21 protein-coding genes and 2 pseudogenes are annotated in these 20,938 nt (G+C 73.3%); 5 read left to right on the forward strand and 18 right to left on the reverse strand.

Annotated features, from left to right (window positions below; all coding sequences use genetic code 11):
• Window positions 1-208: 208 nt before the first annotated feature.
• The 7 genes from pheT to infC form a co-directional block, all read right to left on the reverse strand.
• Window positions 209-2,737, reverse strand: coding sequence for a phenylalanine--tRNA ligase subunit beta (gene pheT / locus ACLB9X_RS24805; RefSeq protein WP_410362591.1), 2,529 nt, complete (start codon window positions 2,735-2,737; stop codon window positions 209-211).
• On the reverse strand, window positions 2,737-3,858 hold the full coding sequence (gene pheS / locus ACLB9X_RS24810) for a phenylalanine--tRNA ligase subunit alpha (protein WP_410362592.1): 1,122 nt from the start codon (window positions 3,856-3,858) through the stop codon (window positions 2,737-2,739). Before pheS ends, pheT begins: the two co-directional genes overlap by 1 nt.
• A gap of 137 nt (window positions 3,859-3,995) precedes the next feature.
• On the reverse strand, window positions 3,996-5,129 hold the full coding sequence (locus tag ACLB9X_RS24815) for an ATP-binding protein (protein WP_410362593.1): 1,134 nt from the start codon (window positions 5,127-5,129) through the stop codon (window positions 3,996-3,998).
• 97 nt (window positions 5,130-5,226) lie between these two features.
• The gene (locus tag ACLB9X_RS24820; protein WP_410362594.1) at window positions 5,227-6,075 is read right to left on the reverse strand and encodes a TrmH family RNA methyltransferase; all 849 of its coding nucleotides are present in this window, start codon (window positions 6,073-6,075) and stop codon (window positions 5,227-5,229) included.
• Window positions 6,076-6,316: 241 nt separating this feature from the next.
• Window positions 6,317-6,700 (reverse strand): 50S ribosomal protein L20, encoded by a 384-nt coding sequence (gene rplT / locus ACLB9X_RS24825; protein WP_410362595.1) that lies wholly within the window; start codon window positions 6,698-6,700, stop codon window positions 6,317-6,319.
• Window positions 6,701-6,803: 103 nt separating this feature from the next.
• Window positions 6,804-6,998 (reverse strand): 50S ribosomal protein L35, encoded by a 195-nt coding sequence (gene rpmI, locus ACLB9X_RS24830; RefSeq protein WP_018848956.1) that lies wholly within the window; start codon window positions 6,996-6,998, stop codon window positions 6,804-6,806.
• A gap of 121 nt (window positions 6,999-7,119) precedes the next feature.
• Window positions 7,120-7,761: a translation initiation factor IF-3 gene (gene infC / locus ACLB9X_RS24835; protein WP_410362596.1), complete on the reverse strand. Its 642-nt coding sequence runs from the start codon at window positions 7,759-7,761 to the stop codon at window positions 7,120-7,122.
• A 353-nt stretch (window positions 7,762-8,114) separates the two neighbouring features.
• Here infC and ACLB9X_RS24840 point away from each other — a divergent pair, with 353 nt between their 5' ends.
• Window positions 8,115-8,492 carry a DUF1844 domain-containing protein gene (locus tag ACLB9X_RS24840; protein WP_410362597.1) on the forward strand — a complete coding sequence of 126 codons (378 nt, stop codon included), beginning with the start codon at window positions 8,115-8,117 and terminating at the stop codon, window positions 8,490-8,492.
• 13 nt (window positions 8,493-8,505) lie between these two features.
• Here ACLB9X_RS24840 and ACLB9X_RS24845 read toward each other — a convergent pair whose 3' ends face one another.
• The 3 genes from ACLB9X_RS24845 to ACLB9X_RS24855 form a co-directional block, all read right to left on the reverse strand.
• On the reverse strand, window positions 8,506-9,240 hold the full coding sequence (locus ACLB9X_RS24845; protein WP_410362598.1) for an SseB family protein: 735 nt from the start codon (window positions 9,238-9,240) through the stop codon (window positions 8,506-8,508).
• A gap of 297 nt (window positions 9,241-9,537) precedes the next feature.
• Complete coding sequence (gene mycP / locus ACLB9X_RS24850) at window positions 9,538-10,785, reverse strand: type VII secretion-associated serine protease mycosin (RefSeq protein WP_410362599.1); 1,248 nt, start codon at window positions 10,783-10,785, stop codon at window positions 9,538-9,540.
• Window positions 10,782-11,636, reverse strand: coding sequence for a hypothetical protein (locus ACLB9X_RS24855; RefSeq protein ID WP_410362600.1), 855 nt, complete (start codon window positions 11,634-11,636; stop codon window positions 10,782-10,784). Before ACLB9X_RS24855 ends, mycP begins: the two co-directional genes overlap by 4 nt.
• A gap of 238 nt (window positions 11,637-11,874) precedes the next feature.
• Here ACLB9X_RS24855 and ACLB9X_RS24860 point away from each other — a divergent pair, with 238 nt between their 5' ends.
• Both ACLB9X_RS24860 and ACLB9X_RS24865 read left to right on the forward strand, forming a co-directional pair.
• Window positions 11,875-12,633, forward strand: a complete 759-nt coding sequence (locus ACLB9X_RS24860; protein ID WP_410362601.1) for a hypothetical protein — start codon at window positions 11,875-11,877, stop codon at window positions 12,631-12,633.
• Between the two features lie 98 nt (window positions 12,634-12,731).
• The gene (locus ACLB9X_RS24865) at window positions 12,732-13,934 is read left to right on the forward strand and encodes an amino acid deaminase/aldolase (protein ID WP_410362602.1); all 1,203 of its coding nucleotides are present in this window, start codon (window positions 12,732-12,734) and stop codon (window positions 13,932-13,934) included.
• Window positions 13,935-14,072: 138 nt separating this feature from the next.
• Here the strand turns inward: ACLB9X_RS24865 and ACLB9X_RS24870 are convergent, their stop codons facing one another.
• From ACLB9X_RS24870 to ACLB9X_RS24890, 5 genes and pseudogenes are all read right to left on the reverse strand, one after another.
• The gene (locus ACLB9X_RS24870) at window positions 14,073-14,855 is read right to left on the reverse strand and encodes an amidohydrolase (RefSeq protein WP_410362621.1); all 783 of its coding nucleotides are present in this window, start codon (window positions 14,853-14,855) and stop codon (window positions 14,073-14,075) included.
• Window positions 14,856-15,120: 265 nt separating this feature from the next.
• Window positions 15,121-15,417 (reverse strand): annotated as a pseudogene (locus ACLB9X_RS24875) (amidohydrolase family protein); the annotation flags it as partial.
• 40 nt (window positions 15,418-15,457) lie between these two features.
• Window positions 15,458-15,652, reverse strand: a pseudogene (locus ACLB9X_RS24880) (amidohydrolase family protein); the annotation flags it as partial.
• Between the two features lie 63 nt (window positions 15,653-15,715).
• Window positions 15,716-16,327, reverse strand: a complete 612-nt coding sequence (locus ACLB9X_RS24885) for a hypothetical protein (protein ID WP_410362603.1) — start codon at window positions 16,325-16,327, stop codon at window positions 15,716-15,718.
• Window positions 16,312-16,614, reverse strand: a complete 303-nt coding sequence (locus ACLB9X_RS24890) for a hypothetical protein (RefSeq protein WP_410362622.1) — start codon at window positions 16,612-16,614, stop codon at window positions 16,312-16,314. Before ACLB9X_RS24890 ends, ACLB9X_RS24885 begins: the two co-directional genes overlap by 16 nt.
• Before the next feature lie 14 nt (window positions 16,615-16,628).
• On the opposite strand from ACLB9X_RS24890, the gene ACLB9X_RS24895 reads away from it, so the two are divergent.
• Window positions 16,629-17,198 (forward strand): TetR/AcrR family transcriptional regulator, encoded by a 570-nt coding sequence (locus ACLB9X_RS24895; protein ID WP_410362604.1) that lies wholly within the window; start codon window positions 16,629-16,631, stop codon window positions 17,196-17,198.
• Between the two features lie 77 nt (window positions 17,199-17,275).
• Here the strand turns inward: ACLB9X_RS24895 and ACLB9X_RS24900 are convergent, their stop codons facing one another.
• The gene (locus ACLB9X_RS24900) at window positions 17,276-18,253 is read right to left on the reverse strand and encodes an EamA family transporter (RefSeq protein ID WP_410362605.1); all 978 of its coding nucleotides are present in this window, start codon (window positions 18,251-18,253) and stop codon (window positions 17,276-17,278) included.
• Between the two features lie 60 nt (window positions 18,254-18,313).
• Between ACLB9X_RS24900 and ACLB9X_RS24905 the strand changes: the two genes are divergently transcribed.
• Window positions 18,314-19,108 carry a MarR family transcriptional regulator gene (locus ACLB9X_RS24905; protein WP_410362606.1) on the forward strand — a complete coding sequence of 265 codons (795 nt, stop codon included), beginning with the start codon at window positions 18,314-18,316 and terminating at the stop codon, window positions 19,106-19,108.
• 27 nt (window positions 19,109-19,135) lie between these two features.
• Here the strand turns inward: ACLB9X_RS24905 and ACLB9X_RS24910 are convergent, their stop codons facing one another.
• Both ACLB9X_RS24910 and ACLB9X_RS24915 read right to left on the reverse strand, forming a co-directional pair.
• Window positions 19,136-20,119, reverse strand: coding sequence for a DUF2510 domain-containing protein (locus ACLB9X_RS24910; protein ID WP_410362607.1), 984 nt, complete (start codon window positions 20,117-20,119; stop codon window positions 19,136-19,138).
• Between the two features lie 30 nt (window positions 20,120-20,149).
• Complete coding sequence (locus ACLB9X_RS24915; protein WP_410362608.1) at window positions 20,150-20,935, reverse strand: 3-oxoacyl-ACP reductase; 786 nt, start codon at window positions 20,933-20,935, stop codon at window positions 20,150-20,152.
• Window positions 20,936-20,938: the final 3 nt, after the last annotated feature.

Here is a 20,938-nt window from a genome sequence, read left to right on the forward strand (position 1 = left end):
AGGCACCCGGCCCGGGGCAGAGCCCCGCCGAAGGCGTCGCAGCGGGCGAACGCCGTCAGGAAAAACCGGCCCCGCCGGCGATTGAGGCGCGGGATCCCAGGTGGAGCCCCGGCGCGGCGGGCGTCGAACCCACGAACACCGCCAGAAAAAACCAGCCGCCAACGGCTGAAGCGGGGGCCCGGGGGCAGTGCCCCCCCGCCCCGGGGCGTCACGCGCCCCGCAGCACCGCTCCCGTGCGGTCCGCCGCCAGCGACACCGCCGCGTCGCGCGCGGCCGACGCCTCGTCGACCGTCAGCGTGCGGTCCGGCGCACGGAACCGCAGCGCGTACGCCAGCGACTTGCGGCCCTCGCCGATCTGCTCGCCGGTGAACACGTCGAACAGCCGGACCGCCTCCAGCAGTTCGCCCGCGCCCTCGCGCAGCGCGGCCTCCACGTCCGCCGCGGGCACGTCGTCCGCGACGACGAGCGCCACATCCTGCGTGGCCACCGGGAAGGTGGAGATGCTCGGGGCCCGGACGGCACCCTCGGCCGCCTGCTCCAGGAGGTCGAGCTCGATCTCCATCGCGCAGGTGCGGGCCGGCAGGTGCAGTGCCTTGAGGACGCGCGGGTGCAGCTCACCGGCGTGGCCGACGAGAATCTCCTCGCCGTCGACCGTCGCGTAGAACGCGGCACAGCGGCCGGGGTGCCACGGCGCGTGCTGGTCCGCGCGCACGGTGAGCTCGGCACCGGCCTCGCGGCCGAGCAGCCGCGCGGCCTCGATCGCGTCGGCCCAGTCGGCCGGGCGGCCCTTGCCCCACCAGCCGGCCTGCTCACGGGCGCCGGCGAGGACGACCGCGGCGCGCCGCGGCTGGCGCGGCAGGGCCCCGTTCAGCGAGGCGATCTCCTCGTCGGTGGGCCGGCGGTCGACGGGCAGCTGGGCCGCACGGACCTCGTCACCGGTCGGCCGGAAGACGAGGCCGGTCTCGAAGAGCGCCAGGTCGTGGCTGCCGCGCCCGTCGTTGCGCCGCAGGGTCGCGAGGAGTCCGGGCAGCAGCGTGGTGCGCAGCGCCGGCTCCTCGTCGTTCAGCGGGTTGACCAGCTTGACCACGGTGCGCCGCGGGTCGTCGGCGTCGAGGCCGAGCTGGTCGAAGACCTGCTCGGAGACGAACGGGTAGTTCGGCGCCTCGACGTACCCGGCACCGGCCAGCGCGCGGCCGACGCGGCGGTGCAGCCGCTGACGGGCGGTGAGGCCGCGGCCGGACGGCGGCGTGGGCAGCGTGGAGGGCAGGTTCTCGTAGCCCTCGAGCCGGATGACCTCCTCGGCGAGGTCGTTCGGGTGGGCGAGGTCGGGACGCCACGACGGGACGGTGACGACGAGCTCGTCCTGGCCCAGGACGTCGCAGCCGACCTCCTGGAGGCGGCGCACCACGGTCTCGCGCCCGTACGCGACGCCCGCCACCCGGTCGGGGTGGTCGGCCGGCATCGTCACGGTGCGCGGCGCGGCGGCCGCGGTGATCTGGGTGACGCCGGCCTCGGCGGTGCCGCCCGCGAGCAGTACCAGCAGGTCCACGGTCCGCTGCGCGGCGGCGGCCGCTGCCTGCGGGTCGACGCCCCGCTCGAAGCGCTTGGACGCCTCGGAGGACAGCTTGTGGCGGCGCGCCGTGCGGGCGATGGCGACGGGGTCGAAGTGCGCTGCCTCGATCACGACCTCGGTCGTGCCGGCGATCCGGCCGGTCTCGGGGTCGGGCTGGGCGTCCGCGATCTCGGTGTTGGCCCCGCCCATGACGCCCGCGAGGCCGATGGGGCCGCGGTTGTCGGTGATGACGAGGTCCTCGGCGTCGAGGACGCGCTGGGCGCCGTCGAGGGTGGTGAGCTTCTCGCCGGGCCGGGCGCGGCGCACCCCGATCGGCCCGTCGACACGGGAGCGGTCGTAGGCGTGCAGCGGCTGGCCGAGCTCGAGCATCACGTAGTTGGTGATGTCGACGGCGAGGGAGATCGGGCGCATCCCGGCCTTCTGCAGCCGGCGCTGCAGCCAGATCGGGGAGCGGGCCTCGGGCTCCAGGCCGACGACGGTGCGCGCGGTGAAGCGGTCGCAGCCGACGGGGTCGGAGACCTGGACCTCGTAGCCGTAGGAGTTGGGCGCGGGCACGTCGAGGAGTGCCGGGTCGCGCAGCGGCAGCCCGTAGGCGATGGCCGCCTCGCGGGCGACACCGCGCATCGACAGGCAGTAGCCGCGGTCCGGGGTGACGGCGATGTCGAGGACCTCGTCGACGAGCTTCAGGAGCTCGATCGCGTCGGTGCCGACCTCGTGCTCGGGCGGCAGCACGATGATGCCGCCGCTGCCGTCGTCGCCCATGCCGAGCTCGTCGCCGGAGCAGATCATGCCGTGGGACGTCTTGCCGTACGTCTTGCGGGCGGCGATCGCGAAGTCACCGGGCAGCACCGCGCCGGGGAGCACCACGACGACCTTGTCGCCGACGGAGAAGTTCCGGGCGCCGCAGACGATCTCCTGCGGCTCGCCCGTGCCGTTGGCCTGGCCGACGTCGACGGTGCAGAAGCGGATGGGCTTCTTGAAGCCGTCGAGCTCCTCGATGGTCAGGACCTGGCCGACGACGAGGGGGCCCTTGAGCCCGGCGCCGAGCTGCTCGACGGTCTCGACCTCGAGGCCGGCGGAGATGAGCTTGGCCTGGACGTCACGGCCGGTCTCCGTCGCCGGCAGGTCGACGTACTCCCGCAGCCAAGAAAGCGGGACCCGCATCAGATCTCCATCCCGAACGGCCGGGTGAACCGGACGTCACCCTCGACCATGTCTCGCATGTCTTCGACGTTGTGGCGGAACATCAGCATCCGCTCGATGCCGAACCCGAAGGCGAATCCGCTGTACTTCTGAGGGTCCACACCGCAGGCGATCAGCACCTTCGGGTTGACCATGCCGCAGCCGCCGAGCTCGATCCAGCCCTCGCTGGAGCAGGTGCGGCAGGGCCGGTCCGGGTTGCCGACGGACTCGCCGCGGCACACGTAGCAGACCATGTCCATCTCGGCGGACGGCTCGGTGAACGGGAAGAAGTTCGGCCGCAGCCGGGTCTTCATGCCCTCCCCGAACAGTGCCTGGACCATGTGGTCGAGCGTGCCCTTGAGGTCGGCCATGGTCAGGCCCTCGTCGACGGCGAGCAGCTCGACCTGGTGGAACACCGGGGTGTGGGTGGCGTCCAGCTCGTCGGTGCGGTAGACGCGGCCGGGGCAGATCACGTAGACCGGCGGCTCGCGGTCCAGCATCGACCGGACCTGGACGGGCGACGTGTGCGTGCGCAGCACGACGCCGGAGTCCGACTTCCCGTCGGCGTCGGCGACGAAGAAGGTGTCGTGCTCACCGCGGGCGGGATGGTCGGCGGCGATGTTGAGCGCGTCGAAATTGAGCCACTCGGTCTCGACCTCGGGACCTTCGGCCACCTCGTAGCCCATGGCTACGAAGACGTCCTCGATGCGCTCCATGAGCGTGGTCAGCGGGTGGCGGGCACCGGCCGGGACGCGGTCGTAGGGCAGCGTGACGTCGACGGACTCCTCGACGAGCACCCGGGCGTCGCGCTCCGCCTCCAGCTCGACCTGGCGTGCGGCCAGCGCCTTGCTGACGGCGCCGCGGGCCTGGCCCACGCGCTTGCCGGCCTCGGCCTTGGCCTGCGGCGGCAGCGCGCCGATCTCGCGGTTGGCAAGGGAGAGCGGCGAGGTGCCACCGGCGTGCGCGGACTTCGCCTGCGCGAGCGCTTCGAGGTCGGCGGCGGCGGCGAAGGCGGCGAGCGCCTCGTCCCGCATGCGCTCGATCTCTTCCGGTTTCAGTGCCTCGACCTCAACAGGGTCGTACGACTTATTGGGTGCGGACATCTCTTCCCGTACTTCCGAATGGGCTGGCTGGGGACCCCGCACGTCGACCAGGGACGACCGAGGACGCAAAGGTGCCAAAGGCCGAGTCTAACGGGGTGCGGGGGATGCGGATGAGCCCGTGGGCCGGCCGGCGGCCTCTACAGGAGGTGGGCCGGAGTGCCGACGGGCAGGATAAATCGGAACTCGGCGCCGCCGCCGGGTCCCCGGCCGACGGTGATCGTCCCGCCGTGCGCCTCGACGATGCCCTTGACGATGTAGAGGCCGAGGCCGGTGCCGCCGCGCTTGCTCCCCCGCCAGAAGCGGGTGAAGACACGGGCCATCGACTCCTCGGGGATGCCGGGGCCCTCATCGCTCACGGTGACTGCCGTGCCCTTCTCGTCGTCCTTCGCCGGTGCCGGCGCCACCTCGATGGTGACGGTTCCCTCCCCGTGGCGCACCGCATTTTCCAGCAGGTTGCCGAGGACCTGGTCGATCTTGTCGGGGTCGGCCCACAGGTCGGGCAGTCCCGGCCGGATGCGGACGAGGAACCGGTCGGGCGCCTGGCCGGCGGCGGTGTGCGCCTGGACGTGGCGGACGACGGCGGCGGCGATGTCGACGGGCTGGCGGCGGACCTCAAGCCGGCCGGAGTCGATGCGGGAGATGTCGAGGAGCTCGGCGATGAGCCGGGTGACCCGGCCCGCGTCGGCGTCGACGGTCTCCAGCATCAGCCGCTTCTGGTCGTCGGTGAACCTCTCCCACTTGGCGAGCAGGGTCGCCGTGAAACCTTTGACGGAGGTCAGCGGGGAGCGCAGTTCGTGGGCGACGGTGGCGATCAGTTCGGCGTGGCTGCGTTCGGTACGGCGCCGGGCCTCGGTGCCGCGGAGGCTGACGACGAGCCGGCGCAGCGGCCCGGTGGGTACGTCGCGTACGTAGCGCGCGGACACGAGGACCTCGCGGCCGCCGGGTAGCAGGAGGTTGCGCTCGGGCTGGCCGACCCGGATGGCGAGTCCGCCGTAGGGGTCGGTCACCGTCCACCAGCGGCGGCCCTTGAGATCCTCCAGTGGCAGCGCGCGCTCCAGCGGGGCGCCGATGGCGTCGGCCTTCGAGACGGCGGTGATGCGCACGGCGGCCTCGTTGAAGCAGACGACGCGGCCGGTCTCGTCGGCGACGACCAGCCCGTCGGGGAGGTCGTCCGGGTCGACCGTGGACACGGCCCCGGACACCTCGGGACCGCCGGTGCGGCACAGGGCGGCCTCCGGTGTCCGGTTCGGCCTGCTGGTCCCGACGGTCATGTCCCCGTACCCCACCTCTCTGCTGCCGAGTGGGCCCCCGAGCCCGTCACCCTACTAGCTGAACGTGACGTGGCGGACCCCCTGAGCGAGTAGTCCCTCAGCGGGTGGTGTCCCGCGCCCCGGACCGCTGGGCGCGCGCCGAGGCGTACAGACATACGGCGGCGGCGGTGGCCAGGTTCAGACTCTCGGCCTTGCCGTGGATGGGGACGCGTACGACGGCGTCGGCCAGGGCGCGGGTCTCCTCCGGGAGGCCCCATGCCTCGTTGCCGAAGATCCACGCGGTGGGGCCGCCCATGGTCCCGGCGTCGAGTTCGTCGTCGAGGTCGTCGTCGCCCGCGCCGTCGGCGGCGAGCACGCGCACGCCGGCCTCCTTCAGCCCTCGGACGGCCTGTTCGACGGGGACGCCCACGGCGACCGGCAGGTGGAAGTGCGAACCGACCGACGCGCGTACGGACTTGGGGTTGTACAGGTCGACGGAGGCGTCCGTGAGGACGACGGCGTCGGCGCCCGCGGCGTCGGCGCAGCGCAGCACGGTGCCCGCGTTGCCGGGGTCCCGTACATGGGCGAGGACGGCGACCAGCTTCGGCCGGGCGGCGAGGATGTCCTCGAACGGCGAGTCCAGGAAGCGGCAGACGCCGACGAGCCCCTGGGGGGTGACGGTCTGGGACACGTCGGCGAGCACGCTGTCGGCGGCGAGGTGCACGCGGGCGCCGGCGGCGCGGGCCGCGTCGACGATGTCGGCGTATCGCTGGGCGGCCTCGACGGTGGTGAACAGCTCGACGAGGGTCGGTTCGCCGCCGGGGCCCCGGTGGGTGACGGCCTCACGGACGGCCTGCGGACCCTCGGCGATGAACAGCCGGTCCTTCCCCCGGAAGTTCCGCTTGGCGAGCCGCCGGGCGGCGGCGACACGCGGGGAACGCGGGGAGATCAGCTCGGGGGTGGGCATGGGCGCCTGTGGCTCTCTTCCTCGGTCGGCTGGGGGTCGGTCGGGGCGGTCGGTCGAGGGGCTCGGTCGCCGCGGTCACTCGCAGCGACCGGTCGCGGTATCGATCGCACGGGGGTCGGTCGCGGGATCCGTCGCCGCGGCACTCGCAGCGGTCGGTCGCGGCGTGGCTGCCGGGGGTCGGTCAAACACACCGGACCCGCAGGCCCAAGGGCCTGCGGGTCCGGTCGGCTCGGTGCGGCCGTCAGGCAGCCTTGGGCGCGTTGACGTCGCTCGGCAGCGCCTTCTGGGCGACCTCGACCAGCGCGGCGAACGCGCCTGCGTCGTTGACCGCGAGCTCGGCGAGGATCTTGCGGTCCACCTCGATGCTGGCGGCCTTCAGACCCTGGATGAAGCGGTTGTAGGTGATGCCGTTGGCGCGGGCAGCGGCGTTGATGCGCTGGATCCACAGCTGACGGAAGTCGCCCTTGCGCTTCTTGCGGTCGTTGTAGTTGTAGACCAGAGAGTGGGTGACCTGCTCCTTGGCCTTGCGGTACAGGCGCGAACGCTGGCCGCGGTAACCGCTGGCCTGCTCGAGGATCGCCCGGCGCTTCTTGTGGGCGTTGACTGCCCGCTTGACGCGTGCCACTTGTTAACTCCTTGTAGCGGGGCCGTGGTGGGTGATCACACGGCCCGGAAACGAATAGGTCCCGGTCCCGGCGTCCCGTCCCCGGTGTGGGGGACGGCGGACGTCACTTGCCGAGAAGCTTCTTGATCTTCGCGGCGTCGCCCGGGGCCATCTCGGCGTTGCCGGTGAGGCGGCGCGTCAGACGGGACGACTTGTGCTCGAGCAGGTGGCGCTTGCCGGCGCGCTCACGGAGCACCTTGCCGGAGCCGGTGATCTTGAAGCGCTTCTTGGCACCGCTGTGCGTCTTGTTCTTCGGCATCGCGCCGTATCTCCTCATCAGTGGCGCTCCCCCGGTGCGGGCACCGGACTGCGGGAGCGTCAGATCTTCGTTGTGGGTTCCGGGCGGGACCGGGGGCCGCCTTTCGGGCAGGCCTCGCGGGTCACCCCTCGGAGGATGTGTCGGCCGAGGCGTCGGAGTCCTGCGAACCCTGGCGCTCCGCCTTGCGTGCGGCCTGGGCCTCACGCGCCTCGGCCATGGCCTCGGTCTTCTTCTTGTGCGGGCCAAGAACCATGATCATGTTCCGGCCGTCCTGCTTCGGGTTCGACTCGATGAAGCCGAGGTCCTCGACGTCCGCCGCGAGACGCTGCAGAAGACGGAAGCCAAGCTCGGGGCGGGACTGCTCACGACCACGGAACATGATCGTGATCTTGACCTTGTCGCCCTGCTTGAGGAACCGGACGACGTGACCCTTCTTGGTGTCGTAGTCGTGCGGGTCGATCTTCGGCCGGAGCTTCATCTCCTTGATGACCGTGTGCGCCTGGTTCTTGCGCGCCTCACGGGCCTTCATGGCCGACTCGTACTTGAACTTCCCGTAGTCCATGAGCTTGCACACGGGCGGACGGGCGTTCGCCGCGACCTCGACCAGGTCGAGGTCGTACTCCTGCGCAAGCTCCAGGGCCTTGGCAAGCGGAACAATCCCGACCTGCTCGCCGCTGGGACCGACAAGTCGCACCTCGGGAACGCGAATCCGGTCGTTGATGCGGGGCTCGGCGCTGATGGATCCTCCTAAGTAGCACCACACGACCGCCTGGCAGACAGCCGCGTAACGTCTGTTTCGTCAGACCAACCGCGCCGGAACACGAAAAATGCCCCGGACGGGACACAGGCGGCTGCTCCATGAATACCGGAGCACCGCCGCGGTGGACCGCGGGGCGCACATCGGGCGACTTCCATCGTCCGTACGGAACGATGGGCGCCGCCTGACCGGTGACCCGCCGCCCGCGAGGGCGGCCAGGTGGGAGATCGGAGCCTCCACTTGTGGGCTGGGCACGGAGGTGTCCAGCCGGTCGTCACACAAGGCTAGCAGCTCCGAGAGGATGCGGCTAACCGGTGGCCGCGGCGGTGACCTGCGCGGCGGGGCATATCGTGTGCGTCATGAGTGACGCGACCTCCCCCCAAGAGCCCTCCGCCCAGGAGGCACCCGACTTCGACGCCATGACCCGCGACATCGCCGAGGTCCCCGCGGTCGAGGTGATCGTCACGGTCGCCGTCAACCTGATGAGCGCCGCCGCCGTCAAGCTCGGTCTGACCGAGGACGGCGATGACCACAAGGACCTCGACGAGGCCCGCAAGCTGGTGCACGCGCTGGCCGGCCTGCTCGACGCGAGCGCGACCGAGATCAGCTCCTTCCACGCGGCTCCGCTGCGCGACGGGCTGAAGTCGCTGCAGCTCGCCTTCCGCGAGGCGTCACTGGTGCCGGACGAGCCGGGCCAGGGACCGGGCGAGAAGTACACCGGACCGGTCTACGGCTGACCTGTCCGGCGGCTCACTCCCTGACGTAGAAGGGCCCGCCCGGAGGGGTGGCCCCGGCCGGCAGCAGTGCCAGGTCGAGGCCCCGCACGAGGCGGGCCCTCAGCACGTCGTGGGCCGCCAGCGCCTCGGCGACGCGACGCCCCGCCTCGGCCGGGACCGCGCCCGGCGCCAGGACGAGCGCGAGCGTGCCGTCGGCGTCACGGCCGGGCCCCAGGTGCGCGCGCAGGACGGCGGGCTCGGCGGCCAGCGCATCGCGCACGGCGGCGGTGACGGCCGGGTCGGCGAGGGGGTCGGTGCTGGTCCGGCCCTCGGCGAGGGCGAGCAGGGCGTGTCCGGTCAGCTGGTACGGGACCGGGCCGGCCAGGTCGATGACGAGTGTGTCCGCCTTCTCGTGCGCCGCGGCCTGGAGCGCCTGGTGCAGCGGGACGGCCACGGGACGGGCCTCGGGGTCCCACAGGGCAAGCGAGGCGATCGACGTGAACGCGGGCAGGGCGCGGCGGTCGCCGGCCGTCAGGGTCGGCACGGCCATGTCGCTGGTCTTCTCGCGGCGCAGCCCGTTCTCGTCCTCCTCGACCTCGCCGAGGACGGCGACGACGGGGACCAGGAGCCGTGCGCTCCTGAGAGCCTCCAGCACCGGCCCTTCGGCGGTGCGGTCCTCGGCCCAGGCGGCGAGCGCCGCCTCCAGGGCGGAGTCGGCGGTGCCGTCGTCGTCGGAGAAACCGGGGTCCGGGATGTTCTTGAGCGCCACGCGTCGAGCCTAACGTCCTGCTCATGCCCCCCGGCGCGCGCCTCTCGCCTCGGGGCGGGGCCGTCGCGGGGCGTGGCTCGGCCCGTGGCCGGGGCATGCCCCCCGGCGCGCGCCTCTCGCCTCGGGGCGGGGCCGTCGCGGGGCGTGGCTCGGCCCGTGGCCGGGGGCACGCCGTTGCGAGGTGCGACTCGGCTCAGAAGGGGCGGCGTTGCGAGGCGTGGCTCGGCTCAGAGGGGCCCCGCGTTGCGGGGCGTGGCTCGCGTCATAAGGAGCCGCCTCTGCGAGGCGTGGCTCGCGTCAGAACGAGCCGCCGTGGGGCCGGCGGCCTCCGCTCCACAGGACGACGGCCGCTGCGAGCGTCAGCACGCCAAGACCGCCGGCGACGGGGGCGAGCCAGCCCGCCGGTTCGACGCCGTCCTCCTCCGGCTCGGGACCCCGGCCGAAGTACCGCTTGTCGTAGCCGGACGCGGCCGCCTTCAGGTCGCCGGGCCGCAGCCGCGCCCCTTCGGTGATCGCCGCCGCCGGGTCGACGAAGCCGTAGCCCCGGGAGTCGTCACGGCCGCCCTTGGGCGCGTTGCGGGCCGTGTCCCGCAGGAGCTTCTTGATCTGGGCCGGGGTGAGGTCCGGGTGGGCGGACCGGACGAGGGCGACCGCGCCCGAGACGAAGGCCGCGGCGGCGCTGGTCCCCCAGCCCTGGTAGTACTTCCGGTCGGGATCGGCGAGCACGATGTCGACGCCGGGCGCGCTGACCGTGGCGTACCAGCGGCGGGTGGAGAAAGAGGCGTGCGTTCCGAAACGGTTGACGGCCGTCACCGCGATCACGCCCGGGTAGGCGGCCGGGTAGGAGATGTGGTCGCCCTTCTCACCGCCGTTGCCCGCCGAGGCGACGACGACGGCTCCCTTGGCGAGGGCGTACTGGACGGCGGCGTCCTCACCCGCCTCGGGGTGGGCGGACTCACTGTCGTCGCCGAGCGAGAGGTTGATGACGTCGGCACCCTGGTCGGCCGCCCAGCGGATGCCCTGGGCGAGGGCCGTGCCACGTGACTTGCGGGCCCGGTCACGCGCCTTGTCCCCGCCTTCGAGGATGACTCGGACCGGAAGGATCTTCGCCTCCGGCGCGATGCCCATCACGCCGGCCTCCTGGCCTACGCCGTGTCCGTGGGCGGCGATGATGCCGGCCATCGCGGTGCCGTGGCGGGCCCAGGCACGGTCGCCGCGCTGAGCGCCGAAGCCGATGAAGTCCTTCCCGGGCAGCACGGAACCGGCGAGGTCCGGGTGCTGGTCGTCGACGCCCGTGTCGAGGACGGCGACCGTGATTCCCTCGCCTTTGGTGGTCTGCCAGGCCTGGGTGGTGTGGAGGGCGTCAAGGGCCCACTGCCGGGCGCGGATCGTGTCGGCGTGCGCGGGCGTCGCGGCGGGCAGCACGGTGAAGGCCGCGGCGACCAGCGCGGCGACGAGACGGCGCCGGCGTCCGTGAAGGGGGCGTGGGCGGGTGCGGCGCGGGTCGAGGCGGCGCAGGCGGAGGCAGCGGGGGGCGAGGCTCATTCGGTCTCCTCCGCGGCCCGGCCGACGGCGGTCCGCAGGCCCCGTTCGATGCGGTCGGCGATGCCCGCGGCGTCGTGGCCGAGGCCGGACTGCGCGGGGGCGGTCGTCGCGCCGTCGGTCTTGGCCTCGTCGGCGGGCTGCGGGTCGGGGACGGGGCGGCCGTCGGCGAACCCGGAGACGGCGTAGACGACGACGGGCGCCTCGGTCACCACGTCGACAGTCCAGCTGGCACGCTGCTCGTCGCCGAATCCGGCCGCGACCGTGCCCTCGGCCGGCAGCGTGCGGGGCATCAGGTCGGTGCGCTCGCCGAGACCTTCGGTCGTGAACCGGTTGTGCAGCGCGAGCATGCCTTCCTGCTCGGCCTCGGTGAAGACGAGGCCGACCGTGGTGACGTTGCTCGCGGTGGCGTCCGTGTAGGTGGCGCGCAGGACACGGGCGCAGCCGACCGGCTCCAGCGTCTTGACGAGCAGCGGGTCGAACGCGGGTGTGCAGCCGCTGTCCGGGGCGACGGCGATCCGCGTCCAGACGCGGTCGGCCCCGCCGGGACCGGCTCCCTTGCCCTTGAGGGTGCGCGGGAACAGCGTGTCCACGGGGACGCTGTGCCACATGGTGCGCACCTTCGCGTAGGTGTCCTGCTCGGTGGTGTCGGCGCTGGAGTCGCCGGTGAGCCACAGACCCGTCACGGCGCCGCCGATGAGCCCGAGCCCGAGGACGACGCAGGCGATGGCGCCGACGGTGCGCGCGGGGTGCCGAGTGCGCACGGGCCGCAGCCGCGTGGTCATCTCGGCCGGGGCCTCGGGCGGGGCCCAGTGGTTGAGGGGCGGGCGGGGCGCGCCGGGTCGCGGCGTCATGTCGACGTGCCCGACGGGCCGCCGCCGTGGCACGGGCGGCACGATCGGCGGCTGCACGGCGGCGGCGGGCGCCGGTCGGGGTCCGGGTGCCGGGGCCATGGGACGCAGGCGGGTGGTGGTCTCGACGTCCGGTATGCTCCCGTCCCCGTGCGGTGCCAAGGAGGCGCCGCCGGTAGCGGGGGGCGCAGCGGGCCGAGGCGGGCTCGTCCGGGGCCGGTCCGGGGCGGATGTCGGCTGCGTGACCGCCGCGCCTGCGGCAGGGACGGGCGTCGGGTGCTTCGCTGACGGTGCCGCCGGCGCGGGCACGGCCCGGGTGGGCTGCGCCGTCGCCTCCGTCGAGGACACGGCGGCGTCGCGAGCGGCGGGCGGCGTGCCCCGGTGCGCGGACGCGCCGGGACGCGGCGCGGCCGACGTGGGCGCGGCGGGGTGCGGCGTCGTCGGACCCGCGGGGGACACCGGAGCAGCGGCCGTGCCGGATGCGGCCCGGGTGGGCTGCGCGGTCGCGCGAGGCGCGGTCCGCTGGGGTGCCACCGCCGGGTCGGACAAGCCCGACCGGCCCGGGGAGCACCCAGCAGGCGCGGGCCCGGCCGGAGCGGGCCCGGGGGCGGGCGAGGCAGACGCGGACGGCGCGGGCGCGGGCGGAGCCGAGGGCGACCCCGGAGCGGGCGCGGACGGCGCAGGCGACACCGGCGTGGCCGACGGCGCGGCCGGCGTGGGCGCGGGCGGAGCCGACGGCGACGCCGGCGCGGGCGGAGCCGACGGCGACGCCGGCGTGGGCGGCTCGGGCGACACCGGCTTGGCCGACGGCGGGGCCGGCGTGGGCGGCTCGGGCGGGAGGAGGGCGTCGGTGATGCGGGAGCGGGGCGGGGGCTGGGCGCCGGAAGGGCGTTGTGCCTCCGTGCTCATTCCGCCCCCCTCGACACGTACCACCGACGGATCACCGTTCGGGGCAGGCCCGTTCGCCACCTCGTGCAGGCCACTGTGCATGTCACTCTAACGGGCTGCGCCGGCCCGGACGGCCATGCGGAGGTGGTCCGGGGCATCTGCCCAGAACATCCCCTACCCCGGGGTAATCGAGTCTGGCAAGCTCGGGCCATGACTCCCCGTGCCGCAGACCGGGCCCGCTACGACAAGGCCACCGCGCATCTGGACGCCCCTGTCGCGATCGTCGACCTCGAGGCGTTCGACGCCAACGCCGACGACCTCGTCCGCCGGGCCGGGGGCAAGCCGATCCGGGTGGCGAGCAAGTCGGTCCGGTGCCGGGCCCTGTTGGAGCGCGTTCTGGCACGCGAAGGCTTCAGCGGGATCATGTCGTTCACCCTGGACGAGTCCCTGTGGCTGGCGCGGGCCGGTTTCGACGACGTGCTGCTCGCGTACCCGTCGGCGGACCGGTCCGGTTTCGCGGAACTCGCGGGCGATCCCAAGCTCGCCGGAGCCGTGACGGTGATGGTCGACGACCTCGCCCAGCTGGAACTCATCGACCGGTCCCGAGGCGGCGGCAAGGAGGAGATCCGGGTCTGCCTGGAGCTGGACACGGCGCTGCACCTGCTCGGCGGCCGGGTGCGGATCGGCGCCCGCCGTTCGCCGCTGCGCGAGCCGGCTCAAGTGGCCGAGATCGCCCGGTCCGTCACGCGGCGGCCCGGTTTCCGGCTGGTGGGCCTGATGGCGTACGAGGGGCACATCGCGGGGGTGGGTGACGCGGTCGTCGGCTCGCCGTTGCGGTCGCGGGCCGTACGGCTCATGCAGCGCGCGGCGCGCGTGGAGCTGGCCGCCCGGCGCGCGGCGGTGGTGCGGGCGGTGCGTGCGGTGGAGCCCGATCTGGAGTTCGTCAACGGCGGCGGGACGGGGAGCGTCCAGCACACGGCGGCGGAGGACGCGGTCACGGAGATCGCGGCCGGTTCGGGCCTGTACGTGCCGCGGTTGTTCGACAACTACACCTCTTTCTCCGGGCGTCCGGCGGCGCTGTTCGCACAGCCCGTCGTCCGCCGGCCGGGCGTGGGGGTCGTGACCGTGCTCGGTGGGGGCTATCCGGCGTCCGGCGCGGCGGGACCGGACCGGCTGCCGGTCCCCCATCTTCCGGAGGGCTTGCGCTACGACTCCCGGGAGGGGGCGGGCGAGGTGCAGACGCCGCTGATCGGTCACGCCGCCGACGATCTGCTGATCGGTGACAAGGTGTGGTTCCGTCACGCGAAGGCCGGTGAGCTGTGCGAGCGCTTCGACACCTTGCACCTGGTCGAGGGCGAGCGGGTGACGGGCACGGCGCCGACCTACCGGGGCGAGGGCCGCACCTTCCTCTAGCTGTGTTGACCACGAGCGTTGTTGGCGCTCGTGGGTCTTGATCACGGCGAGGACCTCGGATGCGAAGGCCCGGCATCGCGGCCGGCCGGGAACCACGGCCCGCCGCACCCGCTCCTCCCGTCGCACGCCCGGCCGTCGTCAGTCCACGGTGTGCACTCGGACGCCGCCCACGTACGTGCGCACACAGCGGACGGCGTGCAGCTCGCCCGGGTCGACGGCGAACGGGTCCTGGTCCAGGACCGCGATGTCGGCGAGCCGCCCCGGGGCGAGAACGCCGGCCTCGTCCTGGTGGTTCACCCAGGCGGAGCCCGCCGTGTACGCGGCGAGCGCGTCGGTGAGGGTGAGGCGCTGATGCGGCAGGAACGGGGGGCGCGGCTCGGGCTCTCCCAGTTCCTCGGGCCAGACCTGGCGGTTCACGGCGACGTGGATGCCATGCATCGGGTCGGGGCTGGAGACGAACCAGTCGCTGCCGGCCGCGAGCGTCACCCCCGCCGCGTGGAGCGCGCCGAAGGGGTACTGGAGGGCGCCGCGCACCTTGCCGAGGAAGGGCAGTGTGAGGTCGTCCATGGCGGGTTCGTGGGCGGCCCACAGCGGCTGGATGTTGGCGGTGGCGCGCAGGGGGCGGAAGCGCGCGATGTCGTCGCGGTGGACGACCTGGAGGTGGGCCAGGTGGTGCCGGTTGCCGGTGTGGCCGTTGGCGGCGACGGCGGCCTCCAGGGAGTCCAGTGCCTCACGTACGGCGCGGTCGCCGAGGGCGTGGAAATGGATCTGGAAGCCTTCGGCGTCCAGGCGGACCGCGGCCTCGCGGAGGAGGGCCGGCTCGACCATGGACAGTCCGCGGTTGTCGCCGGGGCAGCCGCAGGGGTCCAGGTAGGGCTCCAGCATGGCGGCGGAGAAGTTCTCCACCACCCCGTCCTGCATGATCTTCACGCTGCCCGCGGTGAACCGCCTCCCGCCCCCGCGGCTGCTTTGACCCGCCGTGCGACCAGCGACTCGATCTGCTCCGGGCCGGCTTCGCGGTCCCACCAGAGCGCGCCGCGGACGCGTGCGGTGAGCGATCCGTCGGCGTCGGCGGCCAGGTAGGTGTCGAGGGGGTCGGATGGCCGCCGTACGCGCCGACCAGGGCGTCCTGCCAGCCGGTGATGCCGATTGAGTGGAGGTGCGCCTGGGCGGCGAGGAGTCCGGCGCGGGCCCTGGCGGACGTGACCGGCGGGGTGAGGTCGCCGACCAGGCCCATGGCGCCCTCGTGCAGCACACCGGTCGGCTCGCGTTCGATTCGGCCGTCGGCCGGGTCGGGGGTGTGGCGGTCGACGCCGGCGAGGGCGAGCGCGCGGGCGTTGGCCCACGCGGAGTGCCCGTCCCTGACCGGGAAGTACGCGGGCCGGTCCGGGACGACGTCGTCCAGCAGTCCGCGTGGCGGCAGCCCGCCCGGGAAGGCGTCGAACGACCAGCCGCTGCCGACGTAGCCACTCCTCCTCAGGATGCGCGTCCGCGTACCCGCGGATGATTCCGCGGTAGGCGTCCGCGTCCCGCGCGTCCGACAGGTCGCAGCCGAGCATCCCGATGCCGGTGATCACCGGGTGCACGTGCGCGTCGGTGAACCCGGGGAGCGCGAACCGCCCTTCCAGATCGACGACTTCGGTGCGGGCTCCGGTGAGCTCCCGGATCTCTGCCGACCGCGGTGATCCGGTCGCCGCTGACCGCGAGCGCCGAGGCACGGTCGCGGGCCGGCCCGGCGGTCCAGACGGTGCCGTTGACGAGGACGAGATCGGCTGCGGCGGTCATGCGGAGACTCCGGGGGGCGTGGTGGGCGTGGAGGGAGGTGTGGCCGTGGGTGTGGGCAGGGGTGCGGCCGCGGGTGCGAGCGGGGGTGCGGGCCGGGTGAAGTAGGCGGCCCTGCGGCGGTAGCGGGTCCAGAGCGCGGCGGAAACGCCGAGGAGGACGGTGCCGAGCGGGAGAGCGGTCAGGAAGCGCCCGTTCTCCGGGTCGAGGGCCATGTGGTCGACGGACGTCCACTGCTGGTGGGCGACAAGGCCGCCGAGGAGGAGCAGCGCCGTCCCGCCGAGCGCGGGCAGCACGCCCACGGCGAGGATGTCGCGGAGGTGCCCGCCGCGCAGTTCGTGCCGGAAGGTGATCACGCACGCCCAGCCGCCGATGCCGTACATCAACGAGACCAGGATGCCTACCGAGTTGACGATCGCGAGGACGACCTCGGAGAGTCCGCCGACGGCCAGCCCGGGCAGGGAGAGCGCGACGGCGATCCCGGCGGTGCGCAGGGTGGGGGTGACCGGGGTACGGCGGGTCGGGTGCAGCCGGGCCCAGCTGGGGCCGAGGGCCCCGTCGCGGCCCATGGCCAGGGTGAGCCGGGATCCGGCGATCACCGAGGACTGCATGCAGGCGACGGTGGCGGCGAGCATCGCGGTGGTGGCGGCGATCGCGCCGCCGGTTCCGTAGAAGGTGCGGGAGAATTCGGTGATCCCGGCGAGCGGGTTGGCGAGCTGCCCGGGGTGAGCGCGTGCAGGAAGCCGGTCGCGCCGACGAGGAACAGCACCAGTGTGACCACGATCGCGATCAGGCCGGCCCGTCCCGAGGACCGCGCCTCGGCGTTCTCCTCGACGACGCTGAAGGCGCTCTCCCAGCCCCAGAACATGTACGCGGCGAGGACCGTGGCGCTGAGCAGGGTGCCCGCCCAAGGTGGTCCTGGACGCGCGGATCATCGTCGACGCGGCTCTGGCGCTCTGCGACGAACAGGGCGCGGAGGCGCTGACCGTGCGGAAGCTGGCGGCACGGCTCGGCGTCGACCCGTCCTCGCTGTACCGGCACGTCGCGGACAAGGACGAGCTGCATCTACTGCTCGCGGACCGGCTCTTCGAGGAGATCCTGGAGACCTTCGCACCGCCCCCCGGTGACTGGCGGAGGACACTGCGCGACCTCGCGGTGCGCACCCGCGAGACGGCCCTGCGGCATCCGGCGGCCGCGGTTGCCGCCACGTACCGGACGAAGCGGCGGCCCGCCGAGATGCGGATCGTCGAGCACATCCTGACCGCCTTCGCCGAAGCCGGCTGCGGCCCCGGGCAGTCCGCGCTCCTGACCGCGTGTACGGCGACTTCACCCTGGCCTGGTCCGGCATGGACGCCGCCTTCGCCACCCTCGATCCAGCGGCGCAGGCGGGCGACGAGGCGGCCTGGACCCGCGAGTACGTGGCCGCCGATCCGTCCCGATACCCGTCGATCGCGCGCAGCTCGGCACACATGGCGACGATGACGGGCGAGCGGGTGTTCCGGGCGGCGCTCGACGTGCTGCTCGACGGGCTGGAGGCGCGGATCGGGCGTGCCGGTTCATCACCGGAAGGCTGACGGGCCGGCCTTCGCCGGACGGCCGGCAGGCGCGGGTCGGCCGGTGTCCGGGGCTGAGGGCGGGGCAGGTGGCGATGCCGCACTCGAAGCAGCGGCCTTGGTCCCGGGTGTCTTCTTGTGCGTCTGCGCGGCTATGAGCGCCGCGATGACGACCACGCCACCGAACGCCTGCAGGCCGTTGAGCCGCTCACCCGCGACGATCAAGCCGAGCACGGTCGCAACCAGCGGGCTGAGCAGCCCGAGGAAGGACACCGCGGTCGGCGGCAGCGCGCGTATCCCTCGGAACCACAGCGCGTACGCGACGGCCGCGCCGATGAACGACAGGTAGGCGTAACCCAGCACGTTCTGCGTGGTCATGCCGGCCGGGGGCGGTCCCTCGACGAGCCACGCCACCGGCAGAAGCAGCAGCCCGCCGGCGACGAGCTGCCATCCGGTCGTGGCCAGCAACGGCGCGGGAGAGGTCCACCGCTTGGCGAGGACCACGCCGGTGGCCATGACCAGGGCGCCGCCGAGCGCGGCGGCGACACCGAGCGCGTCCAGTCGGGCGTCCGCCTGCAGGACAAGCAGGCTCACGCCGGCGATTCCCGCCACGCCCGCGAGCACTGTGCGCCGGGTGAGCCGGTCCCCGAGGAGCGCGGCGGACAACCCTGCGGCGAACAGCGGCTGGACGGCGCCGACGGTGGCAGCGACCCCGCCCGGCAATCGGTAGGCGGCGACGAAGAGCAGCGCGAGGAACACGCCTATGTTCAGCGCACCGAGAACGAACGCACGCCACCACCAGATGCCCTGCGGCAGCCGCCGGGTGACGGCGACGAGCAGCAGGCCTGCGGGGAGGGCGCGGATCACCGCGGCGAGCAGCGGGCGCCCGGGCGGCAGCAGCTCGGTCGTGACCAGATAGGTGGTGCCCCAGATGGCCGGAGCCAGCGCGGTCAACAGCACGATGCCGAGTCGAGTGTTTCTCAAATGGTTGCTTAGCACTAAATCAAAGTAACTCATCGCTAAGAGCTTCGCTAGACTCTTTTCATGGCAGACCATGTGGATCTCGTAGTGAGGCAGTGGGGGGCCCAGCGCCCCGACCTCGACGTGTCGCCCATGGCGGTGATCGGGCGCCTGGCGCGGGTCCACCGGCTGATCGGGGCGGAGCTCGCCCGGACCTTCGCCGCACACGGCCTCGACCGGGCCTCTTTCGACGTGCTCGCCACCCTGCGGCGCAGCGGGCCGGAGCACCGCCTCACTCCTGCGGCGCTGACGCGGTCGGCGATGGTCACCTCGGGGGCCATCACCCAGCGGCTCGACCGCCTGCAGGCGCGCGGCCTGGTGGCCCGCACCCCGAGTACCGAGGACGGGCGCGTCGTGCACGTCTCGCTCACCGACGAGGGACTGGCGCTCGTCGACCGGGTGCTCCCCGACCACCTGGCCACCGAGCACCGCGTGCTGGGAGCACTGGACGAGGCCGGCCGCCACACCCTCGCCGGCCTGCTGCGTGAGCTGCTTCAGTCCCTCGGTGACACCGTCCCGGCGGACGCACTGGGCTATGCGGAAACGCCGAATTATGAGAATGAGTTCTGCGAAAATCCGTCACAGGACTTCAGTGAGGGACCGCTGCGCGTCGAGTACGCGGGACATGGCGACGCGCAGCCGCGGCGCGGTGGCGGGCGGCCGAAGGTGATCGACGACGAGATGCTGGCCACGGCCCGCGCGCTGCGCGATCAGGGTGTGCCGGTCTCCGAGATCGCGGGCCGGCTCACGATCAGGACGGGGAAGAACGCGGGCCGGCATCCCTCCGTCGCGTCGCTCTACCGCGCGCTGGCGGAATGACCGTCACTACGGCCGCACGATGCCGCGTCAGCCCGGGCCGATGGTGCTGCCGACGCCACCGCTGGTGGCGTCGCCGATCGGTCGGATGCTGGACGCGATTCTGTCCATGTCGGCGAGCGGGGGGCCGTCCGGTCCGGCGTCGAAGGAGAAGCGCACGACGACAAGCGCCTCCGTGCCCACGTGGGACGGGAAGACGAGCGACTGCACATGGCCGCCCGGACCCGCTCCCGTGACGACCCGCCAGCGCACGAGGTACCCGGAGCGCCCGGCGACGGCGACGTTCTGCGCCTTCACGACGGTGTGCGACCTGATGCCGCCGTGGATGCGGGTGCCGAGCGCGTCCTCCTCGTACGCCTCATCGGCCGCCTTCTCGATGTCCCGCTCGGCCACGGCCCTGGGCGTGTCGGCACCGCCGGACTGAGTGGCCGTCATGGAGGTCACGCGGCCGCGGCGGCAGATCGACGAACCGCCGCCCGGGCAGTCGTAGGTCTCGTCGGTGTGCATCGTCGTGCCGGAGCCGAGGCCACTGCTCGACTTCTCCCAGCCCTGAGGGATGGGCATGGTGATGCCGTTGAGCTGGTCGACCAGCTCCGTGGCGTCCTCGGCGGCGGTCGCGGTGGGCGAAGCACTCGGCTCCGGGCCCGAAGTCGCCGGAACGGAAGCGGCCGTGATGGTGGGCGTGGCCTCGGGCGTGCCGGGATCGTCGTTGCCGAGCAGCACGGCGCCGACGGCGACCGCCGCGACGAGCGCGACGCCGGCGGCGGCCGGCGCCAGGAACCGGCCCCTTCCCCGGTCGGCCGCGGCTTGCTGCAACGGCACGGTGTGCGGCCCGAATCCGCCGCCGGGCCCCGGCCCGTATGCCGGCTGCCCGGTCCCGTACGCCTGCGCCCCGGTGCCCGACGGTGCCTGGGCCGCGCGCGTGTGCGCGGCCCAGGCCGAGCCGTCCCACCACCGTTCGGTGCCGGGTGCCTGCGGGTCCGGATACCAACCGGGCTGGGGCGTCATGCTCATCCGGACACCCTATGCGGGATACGGCAGGTGCTACACAGGGGTGACGTAGGCCCCCGCGATACCGCCGTCGACGAGGAAGTCGGTGGCGTTGACGAACGACGAGTCGTCACTGGCGAGGAACGCCACCGCGGCGGCGATCTCCTCCGCCTCGGCGAACCGCCCGACCGGGATGTGCACCAGGCGGCGCGCGGCCCGCTCCGGGTCCTTGGCGAACAGCTCTTGAAGCAGGGGGGTGTTGACCGGTCCGGGGCACAGCGCGTTCACGCGGATGCCCTCCCGTGCGAACTGCACGCCGAGTTCGCGCGACATCGCGAGCACGCCGCCCTTGGACGCGGTGTACGAGATCTGCGAGGTCGCGGCGCCCATGCGGGCCACGAACGAGGCGGTGTTGATGATCGAGCCCCTGCCCTGCCGCCGCATGTAGGGGATAGCCGCCTTGCAGCACAGGTAGACCGAGGTCAGGTTGACCTCCTGGACGCGCTTCCACGCCTCCAGGCCGGTCTCCAGGATCGAGTCGTCGTCGGGCGGCGAGATGCCGGCGTTGTTGAACGCGACGTCGACGCTGCCGTAGGTGTCGTACGCCGTCTTGAACAGCGCCTCGACCTGCTCGGCGTCGGTGACGTCGACGCGTACGAACGTCCCGCCGACCTCGTCGGCCGCCGCCTTGCCCGCGGTCTCGTCGATGTCGCCGCAGACGACGTTCGCGCCCTCGGCGGCGAGCCGGCGCGCGGCGGCGAGGCCGATGCCGCTGCCGGCGCCGGTGATGACTGCGGTGCGGCCCACGAGGCGGCGGCAGATGGGGGTGTCAACGGTCATGGG

It is taken from the genome of Streptomyces sp. 5K101, from assembly GCF_046506645.1.
GTDB lineage: Bacteria > Actinomycetota > Actinomycetes > Streptomycetales > Streptomycetaceae > Streptomyces.

Bases quoted from the DNA above. Each gene is read 5' to 3' on its own strand.
- pheT (WP_410362591.1), bottom strand. From the start codon at position 2,737: ATGCGGGTCCCGCTTTCTTGGCTGCGGGAGTACGTCGACCTGCCGGCG.
- pheS (WP_410362592.1), bottom strand. From the start codon at position 3,858: ATGTCCGCACCCAATAAGTCGTACGACCCTGTTGAGGTCGAGGCACTG.
- ACLB9X_RS24815 (WP_410362593.1), bottom strand. From the start codon at position 5,129: ATGACCGTCGGGACCAGCAGGCCGAACCGGACACCGGAGGCCGCCCTG.
- ACLB9X_RS24820 (WP_410362594.1), bottom strand. From the start codon at position 6,075: ATGCCCACCCCCGAGCTGATCTCCCCGCGTTCCCCGCGTGTCGCCGCC.
- rpmI (WP_018848956.1), bottom strand. From the start codon at position 6,998: ATGCCGAAGAACAAGACGCACAGCGGTGCCAAGAAGCGCTTCAAGATC.
- ACLB9X_RS24840 (WP_410362597.1), top strand. From the start codon at position 8,115: ATGAGTGACGCGACCTCCCCCCAAGAGCCCTCCGCCCAGGAGGCACCC.
- mycP (WP_410362599.1), bottom strand. From the start codon at position 10,785: ATGAGCCTCGCCCCCCGCTGCCTCCGCCTGCGCCGCCTCGACCCGCGC.
- ACLB9X_RS24855 (WP_410362600.1), bottom strand. From the start codon at position 11,636: ATGACGCCGCGACCCGGCGCGCCCCGCCCGCCCCTCAACCACTGGGCC.
- ACLB9X_RS24865 (WP_410362602.1), top strand. From the start codon at position 12,732: ATGACTCCCCGTGCCGCAGACCGGGCCCGCTACGACAAGGCCACCGCG.
- ACLB9X_RS24870 (WP_410362621.1), bottom strand. From the start codon at position 14,855: ATGCAGGACGGGGTGGTGGAGAACTTCTCCGCCGCCATGCTGGAGCCC.
- ACLB9X_RS24885 (WP_410362603.1), bottom strand. From the start codon at position 16,327: ATGCAGTCCTCGGTGATCGCCGGATCCCGGCTCACCCTGGCCATGGGC.
- ACLB9X_RS24905 (WP_410362606.1), top strand. From the start codon at position 18,314: ATGGCAGACCATGTGGATCTCGTAGTGAGGCAGTGGGGGGCCCAGCGC.
- ACLB9X_RS24910 (WP_410362607.1), bottom strand. From the start codon at position 20,119: ATGAGCATGACGCCCCAGCCCGGTTGGTATCCGGACCCGCAGGCACCC.
- ACLB9X_RS24915 (WP_410362608.1), bottom strand. From the start codon at position 20,935: ATGACCGTTGACACCCCCATCTGCCGCCGCCTCGTGGGCCGCACCGCA.